General features: G+C 45.9%; 20 protein-coding genes and 1 tRNA gene. 6 read left to right on the top strand and 15 right to left on the bottom strand.

Annotation, left to right across the window (positions count from 1 at the left end; genetic code table 11):
- Positions 1 to 312: 312 nt before the first annotated feature.
- The 11 genes from E1963_RS14085 to E1963_RS14045 all read right to left on the bottom strand — a co-directional run bounded on the left by E1963_RS14085 (position 313) and on the right by E1963_RS14045 (position 5,619).
- Positions 313 to 400: transfer RNA gene (locus E1963_RS14085), tRNA-Ser, on the bottom strand.
- A 35-nt stretch (positions 401 to 435) separates the two neighbouring features.
- Entirely contained in the window at positions 436 to 699 is a 264-nt protein-coding gene (locus E1963_RS14080; protein ID WP_132279118.1) for a hypothetical protein, read from the bottom strand.
- A 170-nt stretch (positions 700 to 869) separates the two neighbouring features.
- Positions 870 to 1,487: a recombinase family protein gene (locus E1963_RS14075; RefSeq protein ID WP_132279115.1), complete on the bottom strand. Its 618-nt coding sequence runs from the start codon at positions 1,485 to 1,487 to the stop codon at positions 870 to 872.
- A 596-nt stretch (positions 1,488 to 2,083) separates the two neighbouring features.
- Positions 2,084 to 2,212 carry a hypothetical protein gene (locus tag E1963_RS21340; protein ID WP_279230717.1) on the bottom strand — a complete coding sequence of 43 codons (129 nt, stop codon included), beginning with the start codon at positions 2,210 to 2,212 and terminating at the stop codon, positions 2,084 to 2,086.
- 102 nt (positions 2,213 to 2,314) lie between these two features.
- Positions 2,315 to 2,914 (bottom strand): substrate-binding domain-containing protein, encoded by a 600-nt coding sequence (locus tag E1963_RS14065; RefSeq protein ID WP_132279112.1) that lies wholly within the window; start codon positions 2,912 to 2,914, stop codon positions 2,315 to 2,317.
- Positions 2,915 to 3,048: 134 nt separating this feature from the next.
- Positions 3,049 to 3,537, bottom strand: a complete 489-nt coding sequence (locus E1963_RS14060; protein ID WP_167482208.1) for an ABC transporter permease — start codon at positions 3,535 to 3,537, stop codon at positions 3,049 to 3,051.
- Positions 3,538 to 3,557: 20 nt separating this feature from the next.
- A complete protein-coding gene (locus E1963_RS20175) occupies positions 3,558 to 4,025 on the bottom strand; it encodes an ATP-binding cassette domain-containing protein (RefSeq protein WP_201272046.1) in 468 nt (155 codons plus the stop codon).
- Entirely contained in the window at positions 3,964 to 4,233 is a 270-nt protein-coding gene (locus E1963_RS20170) for an ATP-binding cassette domain-containing protein (RefSeq protein WP_201272045.1), read from the bottom strand. Before E1963_RS20170 ends, E1963_RS20175 begins: the two co-directional genes overlap by 62 nt.
- Complete coding sequence (locus E1963_RS20165; RefSeq protein ID WP_243117741.1) at positions 4,227 to 4,799, bottom strand: ATP-binding cassette domain-containing protein; 573 nt, start codon at positions 4,797 to 4,799, stop codon at positions 4,227 to 4,229. The genes E1963_RS20170 and E1963_RS20165 overlap by 7 nt, the downstream gene beginning before the upstream one ends.
- 313 nt (positions 4,800 to 5,112) lie before the next feature.
- Positions 5,113 to 5,292 (bottom strand): hypothetical protein, encoded by a 180-nt coding sequence (locus tag E1963_RS14050; RefSeq protein WP_132279106.1) that lies wholly within the window; start codon positions 5,290 to 5,292, stop codon positions 5,113 to 5,115.
- Between the two features lie 78 nt (positions 5,293 to 5,370).
- Positions 5,371 to 5,619, bottom strand: a complete 249-nt coding sequence (locus E1963_RS14045; protein ID WP_243117740.1) for a hypothetical protein — start codon at positions 5,617 to 5,619, stop codon at positions 5,371 to 5,373.
- A gap of 355 nt (positions 5,620 to 5,974) precedes the next feature.
- On the opposite strand from E1963_RS14045, the gene E1963_RS14040 reads away from it, so the two are divergent.
- A complete protein-coding gene (locus E1963_RS14040; RefSeq protein ID WP_132279103.1) occupies positions 5,975 to 6,817 on the top strand; it encodes an aldose epimerase family protein in 843 nt (280 codons plus the stop codon).
- On the opposite strand, the gene E1963_RS14035 is transcribed toward E1963_RS14040, so the two are convergent.
- From E1963_RS14035 to E1963_RS14025, 3 genes are read right to left on the bottom strand one after another with little or no spacing between them, the layout of a single operon-like run.
- Positions 6,810 to 7,541, bottom strand: a complete 732-nt coding sequence (locus E1963_RS14035; RefSeq protein ID WP_132279100.1) for a lysophospholipid acyltransferase family protein — start codon at positions 7,539 to 7,541, stop codon at positions 6,810 to 6,812. The two genes, E1963_RS14040 and E1963_RS14035, sit on opposite strands and share 8 nt — an antisense overlap.
- Positions 7,541 to 8,089 carry a Fe-S-containing hydro-lyase gene (locus E1963_RS14030; protein WP_132279130.1) on the bottom strand — a complete coding sequence of 183 codons (549 nt, stop codon included), beginning with the start codon at positions 8,087 to 8,089 and terminating at the stop codon, positions 7,541 to 7,543. The genes E1963_RS14035 and E1963_RS14030 overlap by 1 nt, the downstream gene beginning before the upstream one ends.
- A 35-nt stretch (positions 8,090 to 8,124) precedes the next feature.
- The gene (locus E1963_RS14025; protein ID WP_201272044.1) at positions 8,125 to 8,967 is read right to left on the bottom strand and encodes a fumarate hydratase; all 843 of its coding nucleotides are present in this window, start codon (positions 8,965 to 8,967) and stop codon (positions 8,125 to 8,127) included.
- A gap of 237 nt (positions 8,968 to 9,204) precedes the next feature.
- Here E1963_RS14025 and E1963_RS14020 point away from each other — a divergent pair, with 237 nt between their 5' ends.
- From E1963_RS14020 to E1963_RS14000, 5 genes are all read left to right on the top strand, one after another.
- The gene (locus E1963_RS14020; protein ID WP_132279094.1) at positions 9,205 to 9,645 is read left to right on the top strand and encodes a C-GCAxxG-C-C family protein; all 441 of its coding nucleotides are present in this window, start codon (positions 9,205 to 9,207) and stop codon (positions 9,643 to 9,645) included.
- A gap of 37 nt (positions 9,646 to 9,682) precedes the next feature.
- Positions 9,683 to 10,855: a GGDEF domain-containing protein gene (locus E1963_RS14015; protein ID WP_132279091.1), complete on the top strand. Its 1,173-nt coding sequence runs from the start codon at positions 9,683 to 9,685 to the stop codon at positions 10,853 to 10,855.
- 127 nt (positions 10,856 to 10,982) lie between these two features.
- Entirely contained in the window at positions 10,983 to 11,351 is a 369-nt protein-coding gene (locus E1963_RS14010; RefSeq protein ID WP_132279088.1) for a GntR family transcriptional regulator, read from the top strand.
- On the top strand, positions 11,348 to 12,196 hold the full coding sequence (locus tag E1963_RS14005) for an ATP-binding cassette domain-containing protein (protein ID WP_132279085.1): 849 nt from the start codon (positions 11,348 to 11,350) through the stop codon (positions 12,194 to 12,196). Before E1963_RS14010 ends, E1963_RS14005 begins: the two co-directional genes overlap by 4 nt.
- A 12-nt stretch (positions 12,197 to 12,208) precedes the next feature.
- On the top strand, positions 12,209 to 12,946 hold the full coding sequence (locus E1963_RS14000) for a hypothetical protein (RefSeq protein ID WP_132279082.1): 738 nt from the start codon (positions 12,209 to 12,211) through the stop codon (positions 12,944 to 12,946).
- Between the two features lie 52 nt (positions 12,947 to 12,998).
- Here E1963_RS14000 and gyrA read toward each other — a convergent pair whose 3' ends face one another.
- Entirely contained in the window at positions 12,999 to 15,467 is a 2,469-nt protein-coding gene (gyrA, locus tag E1963_RS13995; protein ID WP_132279079.1) for a DNA gyrase subunit A, read from the bottom strand.

Below are 15,467 nucleotides of genomic sequence, written 5' to 3'. Positions count from 1 at the left end.
GACATCTCATTCGATGTCCGTTCTGAATTTTTCTCTTTTCAAGAAATCTTCAGGGTCGTTGTCTATTGTTTAATTATCAAGGTGCTTTTGCTCCCCCGTTTGGGTCAGCTCAGATATAGTATCATTTTTTGGCTATAAATGTCAAGTGCTTTTTTATCTTTTTTTTACTTTTTTTAAACAAGCTCTTAACAGATACTATACCTTGTACGATGTGGAGCAGTTTCTACTATATATAATAGTTAAGATACCGTCTGCGCATTGGCCATAAAAAACTGTCTGAAACTTTAGTCCCAGACAGCCATTCATGACTAACGGAGAAAGAGGGATTTGAACCCTCGCGCCGGTTACCCGACCTACACCCTTAGCAGGGGCGCCTCTTCAGCCTCTTGAGTATTTCTCCAGCACGGATTATTATACTAAAGGAAACCTGTATTGTCAATGCTTTTTTGAATTCAACCAGTTAATAATATATTCTTTTGCTTCTTTCTTTGTCTTTATTCCATCTAATACACTTAATTCTGTATCTGTAAGATAAGAAGTGACTTCTTTCCAATCACTTAATACATATTCATCCATATCGATGTTACCCAGTATTTCAATGATTCGGGGCGACCATTGCTCCTGTCTGAGCCGCAGATCCGACAGACAGTCACACCCGGCTTCTTGAGCTAGATATTCAAGAAAACTTCTCTTTTCCATATCTGTTCCTCCTTTATATGTGAAAGAATACTGTTTATAAAAGTAGACTTTTTTGATCAAAAAACATTGATTCATTTTATTGTATATGTATTCGCAATTCTTTCGTTTCTCTACAAAATTCTCTATTTTTTACCGATAATTTTATTATATATGAAGCGCCCAATAAAGTTCTACTTTTTTATTCTGTCAGAACTTCTCTCCGCATAGCCGGCCCATTTCATGAATGTGGTATAGGATACTCCAAGCTGTCTGGCTGCTTCCCTGCCGCTTATTTTGCCATATCGCCAACGGCTGTACACTTTATAGAAATTATGGGGGACTTTTTTGTTCGGCCTTCCAAACTTCACACCTCTTGCTTTAGCAGCGGCAATTCCTTCAGCCTGCCTCTGTTTTATGTTTTCCCGCTCCGTCTCGGCAACATAGGATAACAGCTGAAGTACGATATCTGCAATAAGGGTACCAATCAGGTCATTGCTCTTTCGCGTATCGAGAAGCGGCATGTCCAGCACTACGATGTATATTTCCTTAGATTTGGTCAGATATCTCCACTGGTCCAGTATTTCTTTATAATTCCTGCCAAGCCGGTCTATTGATTTGATAACCAGTATATCCTTCTTTTTCAGCCTTCTCAACAGCTTCTGATATTCAGGACGGTTGAAATCTTTTCCACTTAACTTGTCCAGATAAATGTTTTCAGGCAGCACGGGAAAATCACGCAGTGCAATCATCTGTCTGTCTTCGTTCTGCTCTCTCGTCGATACTCGTACATATCCATATGTCTTATTCATTCCTTCACCCCACTGATTTTGAAATTGCATACCATATGAACATTAGTAGTTCAATAAGTATAAATTGATACGTCGGCTGTATTAAAAAGAGAGGACGCTCATCCTCTCTTTTTAATCTTATCATTACCTTTTTATTTCATTTTCATAAATCATCTGGCTGGCTTTTTACCTCTTCTGCGATAATCTTATGTAATATACTACCATTACTATAATACAATAAAAGGAAAAAATTACAATACATTTATACTATCCCCCGGTCCTATCTAAGGTACCCGAGTCCATCATTGGATTATGACCCTTTTTTGAAATCAAAAGACGGGCAGGTTATATATGTTCATTATCAACGTTCGCAGCGAAGCATGGAAAATGTTGCTGCAAGAAAATCCGGAATCAGGTATGAAGATGTTATCTCGCATAACAACCTCCGACTGATTCCGGATTTCCTAAAATTATGATTTTCTGGCATAGATTTCAGCTTCTTAAATATGTTATCAACATGCTCACACACGCCAAGGTCCTTACATCAGCCAGAAGCCTCTCCGCTACCGGCGTCCACTTTACTAAGCCTCCAGTTCGTACAGCCGTGCGGCATTGCGTTACATGATGCCCTCTATCTCTTCCTCCGTCAGCAGCGGCCATCCGCAGCGTCTGTTTATCTCGTTGAATCCGGTGCGGACTTTTTCGATATGGCCCCGTATCTCGACCGAAGGGTCTCCAGTTATCAAGCCACTGGTATCTTTCCTTATCAAAGTTCTCTTTTCTGATCAAATGCATATGAGCATCAATAATCATCCTGCATGCCTCCTTTGCTTATGCCTTTCTTTCCACTAGAAATTGTAATCGTCTACGGTATCCTTATCGAATTCCAGCACTGCATTGAACGTAATGTTCGTTCCGATTACAGAGGACTCCGGATACCCTTCCACCGTATCCCCTTCCTTATATTCTTTTCCGTCCGCCAGACAGCTGTACACGATATTGACCGCTTCTTTCCCAAGTGTCATTACATCCCACAGGCAGCCTACTACATTCAGATTGTCTTTCTTCATATATTCTTTGATATTGTTCGGCTGCTCTGCACCGTACACGATCACTTTGCTTCTGCCGGATGCGTCCACTGTCTGGGCAGCACCCAGAAGTCCCGGTGTAGCGATGACGGCGATGAGTTCCAGATCTGGGTTGGCCGTCAGCAGGTCCTGGCAGAGCGCGTAAGCCTTCTGCTGGTCGCCGCCGTGATATACCGTAGGCATCACCTGGATGTCAGGGAACTCATTCTTCAGGACATCCTGAAGGGCCTCTTCCTTCTTTGTCTCAGCAGATCCGGACTTGCTGTCCTTTTCGCCCGCTCCGCCTCTTGTACATCCGGCAAGCCCGAATACAAGGGCAAACGCCAGAATGACTGCCGTCAGCTGTTTTACTTTTTTCATAGTTCTTGCTCCTTACATTGAGTTGGTTTGTTATTTATTTTGACCGCTTATCATCCGTCTCTCCTTCAGTTTTCCGGAAAACTGCCGGATGAGCAGGACGGCAAGCAGGACAATCCCTATGAGCATCTGCCGTTTCAGGGAAGATATCTTGTTGAGGTTAAGCCCGTTCCCCAATATGGCGAAGACGAGCACACCAATAATCGTGCCGTAGACTTTGCCGCTTCCTCCGGCCAGAAGCGCTGCCGCCAGTTCATAGCCAGAGAGACGATGATGGGAGGCAGGTTCGTCTTGGAAACAAGCGTGCCGTTGACGCCTCCGAGCAGGCCCCCGATTATGAAAAATGCCAGAAACATAGTAAATACGTTCAGAACCTGCATCTGCATAAGCTTCCCCGCCAGCACGCCGACTGTGACAAGCTGTGCAGATACGGATATATCGATGCCGCCTACGATGAGGACTGCCGTCATCCCTACTGCCATGATGGCATTAGCCGCATTGGTGGATATGATATTGATAAGGTTGAACGGTGTCAGGAACTGAGGATTGATCACCGTTGTAATCGCCGCAACTATCAGGATTGCTATCAGGAGCGTCGCCTCCCGCTTTGCAAGTATTTTCTTCATCTCGAACCCCTTTCCGCACATCAGAGCGCTTTCTCCAGAATCTTTTTCTGCGTAGCCTCTTCCGCCTTCATCTCACCGACGATCCTGCCCTTCTTCATGACGACGATCCGGTCAGATACTTTCAGAATCTCAGGAAGTTCGGAAGATATGACAACGACGCCCATCCCTCTAACGGCCAGATTCCTCAGAAGCCTGTGGATCTCTGTCTTTGCTCCGATATCGACACCGACCGTCGGTTCATCTACGATAAATATCTTCGGATCTGTAGACAGCCATTTTCCTACGACTACCTTCTGTGCATTTCCGCCAGACAGATGTTCGATATTCATCTCCGGCAGCCGCGGGCGGATGTCCAGCTTCTCCATATTCTCTTCTACGAGCTCATCTTCCTTCTTCTTGTCAAGAAGGCCCATCTTCCCGGTTATCTTATCCAGAACCGTGGCGGTCAGATTGGCCCTCACGCTCTGCTTTACGATTATGCCCTGCATCAGGCCTCGTAATGCCGAACACGCTTTGGAACAGCTCGCTCCTTCCGGCGCCCACAAGACCGGTAAGTCCCACCACTTCCCCTTTATAAAGTGTGAAATCCACGTCCGCAAAGTTCCCTTCTTTGGTATACCCTCTTAATTCCATGAGCTTATCTTTGCGGTCCACCGGCTTCTTTTCCTCTATCTCATCAATCTTTCTGCCTACCATATGGACGACCAGCTTATCCTAGGACATCTCTTCTGTACGGAAGGTCCCGATATAATTTCCGTCCCGCAGAATGCTGATCCGGTCGGATACACGGAATACCTCTTCAAATTTGTGGCTGCTATACAAGATGGAAATATTCTTTTTCTCAGCATTTCGATAATATGATAGAGCTTATCTACCTCGCCGCTTGACAGTGACGCGGTCGGCTCGTCCATGACGATGACCCTGGACTCGAAGTATACTGCTCTTGCAATCGCGACCATCTGCTGTACGCCGATGCTTACATCTTCCAGCCTCTTCCTCGTATCTATCTCAATGTCCAGAAGCTTCATGTCCTCCACCGCCACCTTTTCCTGGCGTCTGTGGCTGATGAACCTTTTATCATCCTTTCCCATGCAGATGTTCTCTGCAATGGACAGGTTCGGGTACAGGCTGATATCCTGATAGATGATAGATATTCCATGCCGGATGGCCGAATACGGGTCTGTGATGGTCTCTCCTGTCCATCCGAGCCTGATCTGCCCGCCTTCATCCGGGTGGTAAACCCCGGCAAGTATTTTTATCAATGTAGATTTTCCGGCTCCATTTTCACCGACAAGCGCGTGTACTTCTCCTTCTTTAATTCCAGGTTTACATCATTTAATGCCTTTACACCGGGAAATGTCTGCTGATATGCTCTAACTAAACTGCAATTTTATCTGCCATTGCTCCACTCCCTTTCCTCTATGGCACGTCATTATGCTTCCAACGCAAACATCTCTTTCCTGTCCAGCAGGAACGGAAACATCACTGCGTTGTAGCCGCTCATAGGAAGCAAATCCTCATGGAGCGCGATGCCAAGTGTCTCTTCAAACCTGCAGTCGTACCGTGTGAAATATTTTATATTTGAAAATGTTCTCTATCTCCATAGAGCACTGCAAAGTCCAGATTCTTCTCCTGAATCCGTCTTGTGAGAAGTTCCTTCCTCTTCTGGTATACGCTGTCCTCCAGCCGAACAGGCTTTACCTGCTCTTCATTTAGAATCCCTTCCGGGCTTGCTATCCTTACTACTCTGCTCATGTCGTTCTCCTCCTGCATGTTAGTCTATTTAACGTTTTTTTAGTGTCGTGAAGCGAATATGCTCTTATATGGCCGGCTCTACTTGCGGAAGAATATGGAATCATAAGCTTTTCCTGTCGATTTCCGCTCTACCCGCCTGCATTTGAATACGGTATCTTCTACCTGGCCGATCTTAATCTGCAGATTATATCTTGTCATATGCAGACGGTCGTTGACAGCCTGTATGAGAGACAGCTGATGCAGCCACGTGGAGTCTCCGATTTCACGTTCTGACAGTATGTACAGCAGAATCGTATTCGTCCTTCCGCTTGCCAGCCGCTGTGCCATCGTATTGGGAGTAAAGTGCAGGACCTTTATAGCATCCTCGATCCGCTCTTTGTTCTTCGGCTTCGCTCCTTCCGGGTTATTCAGATAATTAGAGATGGTGTACTGCCACGCCGGCTAACTTTTCCACATCCCGTAATGTCGGATTATTATTACATATCACAGTAAAGCTGCAGTGAGCCGTCCATTTTGGACCGACCGGTTGACATGTGCCGGGAAGCTCTATAATATGGGGCTCAGATAGAGACGTCTGTTATCGTTCTCATAAGCGTAGGAGGTAATTGGATGAGCATCCATATGAAAATATATTTAGAAAGCAGAGATAAGAAAAGGCGAACGCCGGTCTATACGATGGATAATGGGCAGATATGCCAACCGGATAAAGAACGGAAGGTTCTTTTTAGACGGTAAACTAATCCAGGTAGCCCAGAACGACGGCTTCCATCATCTTCACGGCGGTAAAAAAGGATTCCACCGGTACATGTGGAATCCCTCTGTATGTATGGATGACAGCGGTCAGGAATATGTCCGGCTGGAACGTCTGAGTCCGGACGGGGAAGAAGGCGTCCCCGGCAATCTGTCGGTCTCTGTCCATTTTGCCTTAAATAAACAGAACGAGCTTTCCATTCGTTTTCTAGCGGTCAGCGACAGAGATACGGTATGCAGCCTTTCAAACCATATGGCCTTGAATCTGGACACGTGCCGTTCCTCCACCTGTATGGACCACCGGCTGAAGATATATGGCAGCTCTTTTGCACCTGCCGGCTGTAATGGCATTCCTGGCCAGGTGCTATCCGCGGGCCACACGAACATGGATCTGCGGACGGAACAGCTCATAAGGGCGCAGATTGTTTCTCCTTCCGCCTATACTGAGACGTTTGGAGGCTATGACCATAACTGGTTCTTGGACGGCGGGTCCTACCTGAGGCCCTGCCTCTCGCTTACCCATCCCGGCAGTGGACGGACGTTAGAGTGCTTCACTACCATGCCCTGCGTCCACCTCTATACCGCCAACTCTCTCACCGGCAGCGAGACGGGCAAATATGGAGTGCCCTACAAGAGGCACTGTGCTGTCTTCACTGAGACCCAGTATGCGCCTGACAGCGTGAACCACCCGGAATGGGAACAGCCTTTCTTAAAAGTAGGAGAACTGTATGACCATACGACTGTCTATCGGTTTTCTTCGCCTTACCTTACATAAGCCAGCCGCTTTTAGAATCATGTTCCTGTATCGTCTGCTGGATAGCATCCTTTACCTGTCCGGCTATCTCGGTCGTCTTCATATCCTTATACTCGTCATAGTACAGCGGCTTTAAAAAATGGACCTGGACGGTCACCGGCTTCATCGTACTTGAATCGAACGGGACGAACGAATCGATAAGTGCAACCGGAACAATCGGACATCTTGCTTTCGTGGCTGCCTTGAAGCTGCCTCCTTTGAACGGCTGCACTTTATTACCATTCCTGGAGCGGGTACCTTCCGCAAATATGAGATAGTTCCTTCCGTTCTTCACCTCTTTGGCAACGTCAATGATAACCTGCATTGCCTGGCGGACATCGTCGCGGTCAATCATATATGCCTTCATACACGCAAATACCTGCTTCAAAAACTGTATATTGGCAACTTCTTTTTTTGCCACGACAGAAAACGGGCGCGGACAGGCCTGTATTATTGCCAGTACATCATATAATCCCTGATGGTTGGGAAAGAACATGAACCCATCTTTTTCCGGTATGTTTTCTTTCCCGTGTACTTCAATCGTGACATTACCGCCTTTGTTGGCGCGGGTCGTTATGAATTTCAGCATTTCAAACCGTTTTTCTTCCGAATACTTGTCCACATGAGAGGCATAATAACATAACTTGACCCACATAAACGGTACGAGGATGATATTCCTGCATACCATAAGCAATATTCTCTTCATTATCTTTCATACTCCTTAATAGCAGTTTCGTACAGATTATTGCCTGCGCAGTCTGCCACAACGATTACCGGAAAGTTCTCCACGGTCAGCTTCCGTATGGCTTCCGTCCCCAGATCATCATATGCTACGACTTCAGACTCTTTGATACATTTAGAAATCAGCGCCCCGGCGCCGCCTACCGCCGCAAGGTAAACACTTTCGTTTCTTACGATAGCTTCCAGTACTTCCTTGCTCCGCTTTCCCTTTCCAATCATGGCTCCGAGCCCCAGATCAAGAAGCCTTGGGGTATATCTGTCCATGCGGCTGGCTGTCGTAGGTCCGGCTGAACCGATGGGACGGCCTTCTCTCGCCGGCGAGGGTCCCATATAGTATATGACCTGGCCTCTGACATCAAGGGGAAGTCCTTCGTCTCCGGATAATGCCTCTTCCATCCTTTTATGGGCGGCATCCCTTGCTGTATATATTGTCCCGGTCAGATAGATATATTCCCCCGCGCGCAGTGTACGGGCAATATCTTTTGTTATCGGAGCTGCAACATGCTTTTCCATCATAATACATTTCCTTTCACGTACTTTTAGTTAACTTATATCTCCCTGATCACATGTCTGTTCACATGACAGCATATATTGACCGCCACTGGCAGGCCTGCGATATGCGTCGGGTAAGTATTTACATGGACCGCGAGTGCTGTCGTCGTACCGCCAAGGCCGCCGGGTCCGATGCCAAGGCCGTTAATCCTTTGAAGCAGCTCCTCTTCCAGTTCGGATACCCATGGAATATCTGCCTGTGAGCCGACCTCCCTCGTAAGCGCCTCTTTGGACAATAGTGCACATTTCTCGAAGGTGCCTCCTATGCCGACACCGACTACCATCGGAGGGCAGGCGTTCGGTCCTGCATCTCTGACAGCCGTCAAGACCGCATTTTTCACCCCGTCTAATCCGTCCGCCGGCTTCAGCATAAAGACGCGGCTCATATTCTCGCTGCCAAACCCTTTCGGGGCAACCTTGACGGTAACCTTGTCCCCAGGCACGATACTATAGTGGATAACTGCCGGGGTATTGTCCTTCGTATTCTCTCTTATAATAGGATCACTTACGACAGACTTGCGGAGGAAACCTTCGGCATATCCCTTTCGCACCCCTTCGTTTACCGCTTCCTCAAGGCTTCCGCCCGTAAAATGAACGTCCTGTCCTGCCTCTATGAATACGACCGCCATGCCAGTATCCTGGCAGATGGGAATCATGTCATCCGCCGCAACCTTCAGATTCTCCTGCAGCTGCTCCAGAATCTGCTTCCCAATCGGGGCTTCCTCGTTCCTGGCCGCCTCCTTCATCGCGATATCCATATCTTTCGACAGAAAATGGTTCGCTTCTATACACATCTCTTTGATGTTATCAGTTATAATATCTACGTCAATTGTACGCATGATTTTCCTCCCGGTTTAAAATTGGATAGTTTTCACTTATTATAGTATAAAGGTTTTAGCGCCACATGTCAAAATCAGGGACAGGGCAAATTGGGGTTGGGGACGGGGGAAATTGAAATTTCCCCCGTCCCCAACCCCAATTTGCCCTGTCCCTGATTGAACTTTTCCACAAGTAAGGCTATAATATGACCAAGAGATTAAGAAAATTCTACATATATGAAATGGGAGGTTTATAACATGACTACTGATATCAACATGGAGCAGCTGCAAAAGGACGCTGTGGATATCTTTCATTCCGGGTTCGCCTGTTCCGAATCTATCATCTATGCAATCAAAAAGAACTTCGAGCTGGATATGTCTGATGACGCTATTGCGATGAGCTCCGGTTTTCCCTGGGGGCTCGGGGGAGGAGGATGTATCTGCGGCGCGCTTGCCGGAGGTACGATGTGTATCGGATATTTCTTCGGACGGTCCACACCGGGCGATAAGAAGATCAACCGCTGCTTTGCGCTTACCAATGAGCTGCACGACTACTTCAAGGCGGCCTGCGGCGGTACATGCTGCCGTGTCCTGACACAGGGGATGGAGCGTAATTCTCCTGAGAGGAAGGCACAGTGTACGCAGTTTGTAGCTGATACGGTCAAAAAAGTTGCTGAGATTATAATACGCGAGTTATAATATCCCTTAACAATTCCGCCATAGAAAGGAACAGGGAGTGGGAACCGGTAAGAACTTAAGAAAAAAGATAAGGCGGGTAGACGTCCAGGTATCTATATTGATTATTATGACAACAATATTCTGTTCCTCTATCATATTCCACATAGGCTATATCCTGGCATACAAGGACATGATATTGAATCTGGAGGACAGAGTCACTGCTATCCACGACTATCTTGAAGACAGCCTGGACAAAAGTACCTTCCGTGATATCAATACGAAGGAGGACATGGACGAGCCTTCCTATATCTCCATGAAGAAAGTGCTGGAAGATGTCAAGCTGTCAACAGATGTCCGATATCTATATACTGCCAAAAAGGACAGCAGCGGAAATTTTATCTATGTCATAGACGGACTGGATTATAAGGCCGCAGATTTTCGCTATCCGGGAGATCGGATAGAGCATGAAATATATGGGGATATGGAACGCGCACTGAATGGAGATATCGTACTGCCTGATGATATTAAGCAGACAGACTGGGGCAGTATTTTCATTACGTATTTTCCCATACACGATAAAAATGAGGTTGTCGGCGTGCTCGGCATCGAATTTGAAGCCGCCCATCAGTATGACACCTTCCACAAGATGAAGCTGTTCCTGCCGTTCATCATCTTAATTACCTGTATAGCAGGAACGGCCGCGGCAGTCCTCATCTTTCGGAGAGTGTCGAATCCGGCCTATAAGGACATGGCCAACACGGACCGTCTGACAGAGCTTAAGAATCGCAATTCTTTTGAAACGGACTTGCATAATCTGGAAGCCAGGACGAAAAAAGACGGGATTGGCATTGTCATAGCCGACCTCAACAGCCTGAAGCTCGTCAATGACCGGCTAGGCCACAGCACCGGCGATTTGTTTATACTGACGGCTGCCAGGGCCATACAGTCCTCCGTTACAAAAAACAGTACGGCATACCGGCTTGGAGGCGATGAATTTGTCATCCTCTTCTGGGATACGGATGACGGGGAAATGAAAGACTTCATAGAGAATGTCAACTGCAGGCTGGAAGAGCTTTCAGCAGAACTAGCATTGAAAATCCCCCTGTCGCTTTCCATCGGTTATGAACTGTTCCATCCCGAAAAAGACCGGAATCTGAAGGAGCTGTTCAAACGGGCGGATGCAGCCATGTACAGACAGAAAAAAGAATTTCATGAAAATGAAGCATTATAAAAGCTGCCCCTATAAAGGGGCAGTTTTCTTATGAGAATTATTATATTGACATAAATGTAAATCTGTGCTTTAATACATATATAGTTAATTATTTAAGTAATTAACCAAATAAGATAGGAGGGATAGCATGAAGCAGGAACTAAATCAGGAAAAGCCAATCTTCATACAGATTGCCGAAACTATAGAAGACGGCATACTGACCGGCGCTTTTCACGAAGAGGAACAGATTCCTTCCATCACGGAATTTTCCGTTAATTATAAAATTAATCCGGCAACAGCGCTAAAAGGAATCAATCTACTTGTAGACGAATCAATCTTATTTAAAAAGCGGGGTGTAGGGATGTTTGTATCAAAAGGGGCCGTACAGAGGTTAAAGGATAAGAGGCAGAGCCAGTTTTATGACAGCTATATCTGTAAGATGATAGAGGAGGCTAAAAGGCTCGGCATCACAAGCGATGACATTATCGCGATGATAGAAAGGGGATTTGTAAAATGAAAGGAATAGAGATAAAAGGCATTTCCAAGACTTTTAAAGACACAAAAGCTTTGGCTGACGTAAATCTTCAACTGGAGGAGGGAAAGATCTACGGTCTTTTAGGGAGAAACGGGGCGGGCAAATCTACGCTTCTGAATATCATCAATAACCGGATATTCCAGGATGAGGGAACCGTGACGCTAGACGGCGAGCCTGTGAAAGAGAACGAGCAAGTGCTATCCCGCTTTTTTCTGGTGAATGAAAATAATCTGTATCCGGAGGGAATGAAAGTGAAAGAAGCCTTCTTCTGGGGCAAAGAATTTTATCCTGATTTCGATATGGAATATGCAGATAAGCTGTGCAAAGTATTCGAGCTACCTAAAAAAAGGAAAATCAAAAACTTATCTACCGGCTATCAGTCTATATTTAAGAACATCATGGCTCTTTCCGTCAATGTTCCATATGTATTTTTAGACGAACCTGTTCTTGGGCTGGACGCATACCACAGAGATCTTTTTTACAGGCTTCTTATCGAGAAGTATGCCCAAAACCCGTTTACCGTGGTAATTTCTACCCATCTGCTTGAAGAGGTGACTAATATTGTGGAACATGTCGTCATTATAAAAAACGGACAGATTATAAAAGATGAATCAAGAGATGATATTCTGAACGGCGGCTATTGTGTATCCGGTCCGGCTGCGCTGGTCAATGCATATATATCAGGCAGGGAAACTATTGGGGAAGATACGATTGGGGGCCTGAAAACCGTATATCTTCTTGGTAGGCCGGATGATGTGCTCCCTGACGGACTGGAGATATCGTCTATGAATCTGCAGAAATTATTTATTCAGCTGACAGGCGTATAAGGAGGGGTTGGAATGAAAAAAGCATTGAAATATCAGTTATCAGAATTAAAACTTGTATTTATCTGTTATTTTGCCATTTTATTATTCATTTTCGCAGCAGGCTTCATCGGTCTAAGTATTGTAAAGATTAATATTGGCAGCGGATCTGTATCTATAGGGATGAGTGGCGCGTTTGTATGCCTGATAACCGGCATCAGCATATTCAGCGAGCACTTCCTCATGCTGATGCAGAATGGTTTCAGCAGGATAATTTATTTTAAAAGCAGCCTCTGCACGATAGGCATATTCAGTGTCGTTTTTGCTGTCGCAGAGGGGCTTATGACTAAGTTGATTCAGGTTACGGCATTATCTTATAAAAATATAGAAGTTAATACTTCCATCCAGATGATTTTTCCTTCCCTCCATGAGAAGCTGGACGGGACAGCGGGATTCTTGATGAATATGCTGCTGACTGCCCTCATGACCGGATGCCTTTTTCTGCTCGGCTATCTTGTGGCAGGTATCTTCTACCGGCTTCCTAAGCATTTCAAGACACCGTTTGCAATCTGCCTGCCGGTAACGTTATTTGTCATACTGCCATTAATCTGCGGGTTATTCCCATCGGCCTGGAATACATTTGTAGATATCCTTTTAACCGTTATGGGGATTAACTCCAATAATCTGATTCTTACTTTCCTGTTCTTTATCATTACTTTTATACTCTTATCTGCCGTTAGTTTCTCTATCGTGAGACGGGCAGAAGTAAAATAACATAATGTATGAAAAAGGTGGAACCTGAACTGCTGGTTCCACCTTTTTCTACTTACTGCTCTTCTTCCGGATCTTCATCGTCCCCTTTACGGACCTTTGCGATGCTTGCAACCGTATCCCCGTCAGGCAGGTTGATAAGCCTTACTCCTGATGTCACACGGCCAAGAGAGGATATATTATCACATTTCATGCGGATGATGATGCCGCCTGTGTTGATGATCATAATCTCATCATCTAAATCTACTGCTTTTACACCGACGACGTTACCTGTCTTTTCCGTAATCTTATAGCATTTTACACCTTTTCCGCCACGGTTCTGGCTTGTGAACTCTTCCATCTCCGTACGTTTTCCCATACCTTTTTCAGACACGATAAGCAAGTGCGTTCCCTGGGAATCCAGCTGCATGCCGATGACCTCATCACGGTCTGCCAGGTTCATTCCCCGTACTCCCATGGATGTCCTGCCTGTGGAACGTACATCTCTCTCATTAAAGCGGATGCACTGACCGTATTTAGTCACAAGGATAATGTCCCGTTCATTGTTCGTATACTTGACCTCTATGAGTTCATCCTCTTCCCTGAGCGTGATTGCCGCAAGGCCGGTCTTGCGCACATTGGCATAATCCGTTATCGGTGTCTTCTTGACGAGTCCCTTCTTTGTAGACATGAAGAGATATTCGCCTTCTTTATATTCTTCAATCGGAATCACTGCTGTAATCTTCTCTTCCGGCATGAGCTGCAGAAGATTGATGATTGCCGTCCCCCTCGAAGTCCTGCTTGCTTCCGGAATCTCATATGCCTTGAGACGGTATACACGGCCTGTATTGGTAAAGAACATGATATAATGATGCGTATTCGTCATAAACAGCTCTTCTACATAGTCCTCTTCCAGCGTCTGCATGCCTTTGATACCTTTGCCGCCCCTGTGCTGTGCCTTGAATGTATCATTAGACATACGCTTGATATAGCCAAGCTTCGTCATCGTAATGACAACATCCTGTCTCGGTATCAGGTCCTCCATAGAGATGTCAAATTCATCAAACCCAATCGATGTCTTTCTTTCATCTCCGTATTTATCCCGGATTACGATAATCTCTTCTCTTATGACACCAAGCAGCAGCTTTCTGTCTGCAAGAATCGCTTTCAGTTCTCCAATCTTTTCCATAAGTTCTTTGTACTCATTTTCAATCTTCTCTCTTTCCAGTCCTGTCAGGGCACGCAGACGCATGTCCACGATGGCCTGTGACTGTACATCGGATAGGCCGAAGCGTTCCATCAATTCAGCTTTAGCAGCCTGTACGTTATCTGAACCCCTGATGATTCTGATAACCTCATCGATATTATCAAGAGCTATCAGCAATCCTTCTAAGATATGTGCACGTTCTTCTGCTTTGTTAAGCTCATATTTTGTACGCCGTGTCACGACTTCTTCCTGATGCTGCAGATAATAATTCAACATATCAAGAACATTCATGACTCTCGGCTCGTTGTTGACAAGAGCAAGCATGATTACGCCAAATGTATCCTGCAGCTGCGTATGCTTATACAGCTGGTTCAGTATAACATTTGCATTGGCATCCCGCCTCAGTTCGATACATACACGCATGCCTTCCCTGTTTGACTGGTCGCTCAGATCTGTAATTCCATCAATCTTCTTATCACGTACCAGTTCTGCAATTTTTTCAATTAGACGGGCTTTATTGACCATGTATGGAAGTTCTGTTACGATGATACGGCTCTTTCCATTTGGCATCGTCTCGATGTCGGTCACCGCACGGACACGGACTTTGCCACGGCCGGTCCGGTATGCTTCCTCTATGCCTCTTGTGCCGAGTATCATTCCTCCGGTCGGGAAATCGGGACCTTTTATCACCTTAAGTATATCCTCAATCGTCGTCGCTTCATTATCTTCTATCTCGTCATCGATGATTTTGACAACTGCATTGATAACTTCAGCCAGATTGTGTGGCGGTATATTAGTGGCCATGCCGACCGCGATACCGGATGTACCGTTGACAAGCAGATTAGGGAATCTGGCAGGAAGTACCGCCGGTTCCTTTTCTGTCTCGTCAAAGTTCGGTATAAAGTCTACAGTGTCTTTGTTGATATCTGCAGTCAGTTCCATCGATATCTTGCTCAGCCTTGCCTCCGTATAACGCATGGCAGCTGCGCCGTCACCGTCCACGGAACCAAAGTTACCGTGTCCGTCCACGAGCGGGTATCTTGTACTCCATTCCTGGGCCATATTGACAAGCGCTCCGTAGATGGAACTGTCGCCGTGTGGATGGTATTTACCCATCGTATCACCCACGATACGGGCACATTTTCTGTGCGGCTTATCCGGGCCGTTGTTCAATTCAATCATGGAATAGAGAATCCTTCGCTGTACCGGCTTCATGCCATCTCTTACATCAGGCAGTGCACGTGATGCGATTACGCTCATGGCATAGTCGATATAGGAGGTCTCCATCGTCTTTTTCAAATCCACTTCATGGACTTTATCAAATATATTATCTTCCAT

The sequence above is a fragment of the Extibacter muris genome, assembly GCF_004345005.1.
GTDB lineage: Bacteria > Bacillota > Clostridia > Lachnospirales > Lachnospiraceae > Extibacter > Extibacter muris.
The sequence above is the reverse complement of the archived record's forward strand: the minus strand, read 5'-3'. Positions and strand labels throughout refer to the sequence as shown.

Coding starts and splice junctions, on each gene's coding strand:
- E1963_RS14040 (WP_132279103.1), top strand. CDS start 5,975: ATGGGCAGATATGCCAACCGGATAAAGAACGGAAGGTTCTTTTTAGAC.
- E1963_RS20170 (WP_201272045.1), bottom strand. CDS start 4,233: ATGGTAGGCAGAAAGATTGATGAGATAGAGGAAAAGAAGCCGGTGGAC.
- E1963_RS20175 (WP_201272046.1), bottom strand. CDS start 4,025: ATGCAGGGCATAATCGTAAAGCAGAGCGTGAGGGCCAATCTGACCGCC.
- E1963_RS14000 (WP_132279082.1), top strand. CDS start 12,209: ATGAAAAAAGCATTGAAATATCAGTTATCAGAATTAAAACTTGTATTT.
- E1963_RS14045 (WP_243117740.1), bottom strand. CDS start 5,619: ATGGCACAGCGGCTGGCAAGCGGAAGGACGAATACGATTCTGCTGTAC.
- E1963_RS14065 (WP_132279112.1), bottom strand. CDS start 2,914: ATGAAAAAAGTAAAACAGCTGACGGCAGTCATTCTGGCGTTTGCCCTT.
- E1963_RS14010 (WP_132279088.1), top strand. CDS start 10,983: ATGAAGCAGGAACTAAATCAGGAAAAGCCAATCTTCATACAGATTGCC.
- E1963_RS14080 (WP_132279118.1), bottom strand. CDS start 699: ATGGAAAAGAGAAGTTTTCTTGAATATCTAGCTCAAGAAGCCGGGTGT.
- E1963_RS14075 (WP_132279115.1), bottom strand. CDS start 1,487: ATGAATAAGACATATGGATATGTACGAGTATCGACGAGAGAGCAGAAC.
- E1963_RS14020 (WP_132279094.1), top strand. CDS start 9,205: ATGACTACTGATATCAACATGGAGCAGCTGCAAAAGGACGCTGTGGAT.
- E1963_RS14025 (WP_201272044.1), bottom strand. CDS start 8,967: ATGCGTACAATTGACGTAGATATTATAACTGATAACATCAAAGAGATG.
- E1963_RS14035 (WP_132279100.1), bottom strand. CDS start 7,541: ATGAAGAGAATATTGCTTATGGTATGCAGGAATATCATCCTCGTACCG.
- E1963_RS14050 (WP_132279106.1), bottom strand. CDS start 5,292: ATGAGCAGAGTAGTAAGGATAGCAAGCCCGGAAGGGATTCTAAATGAA.
- E1963_RS14060 (WP_167482208.1), bottom strand. CDS start 3,537: ATGAAGAAAATACTTGCAAAGCGGGAGGCGACGCTCCTGATAGCAATC.
- gyrA (WP_132279079.1), bottom strand. CDS start 15,467: ATGGAAGATAATATATTTGATAAAGTCCATGAAGTGGATTTGAAAAAG.
- E1963_RS14030 (WP_132279130.1), bottom strand. CDS start 8,089: ATGGAAAAGCATGTTGCAGCTCCGATAACAAAAGATATTGCCCGTACA.
- E1963_RS14005 (WP_132279085.1), top strand. CDS start 11,348: ATGAAAGGAATAGAGATAAAAGGCATTTCCAAGACTTTTAAAGACACA.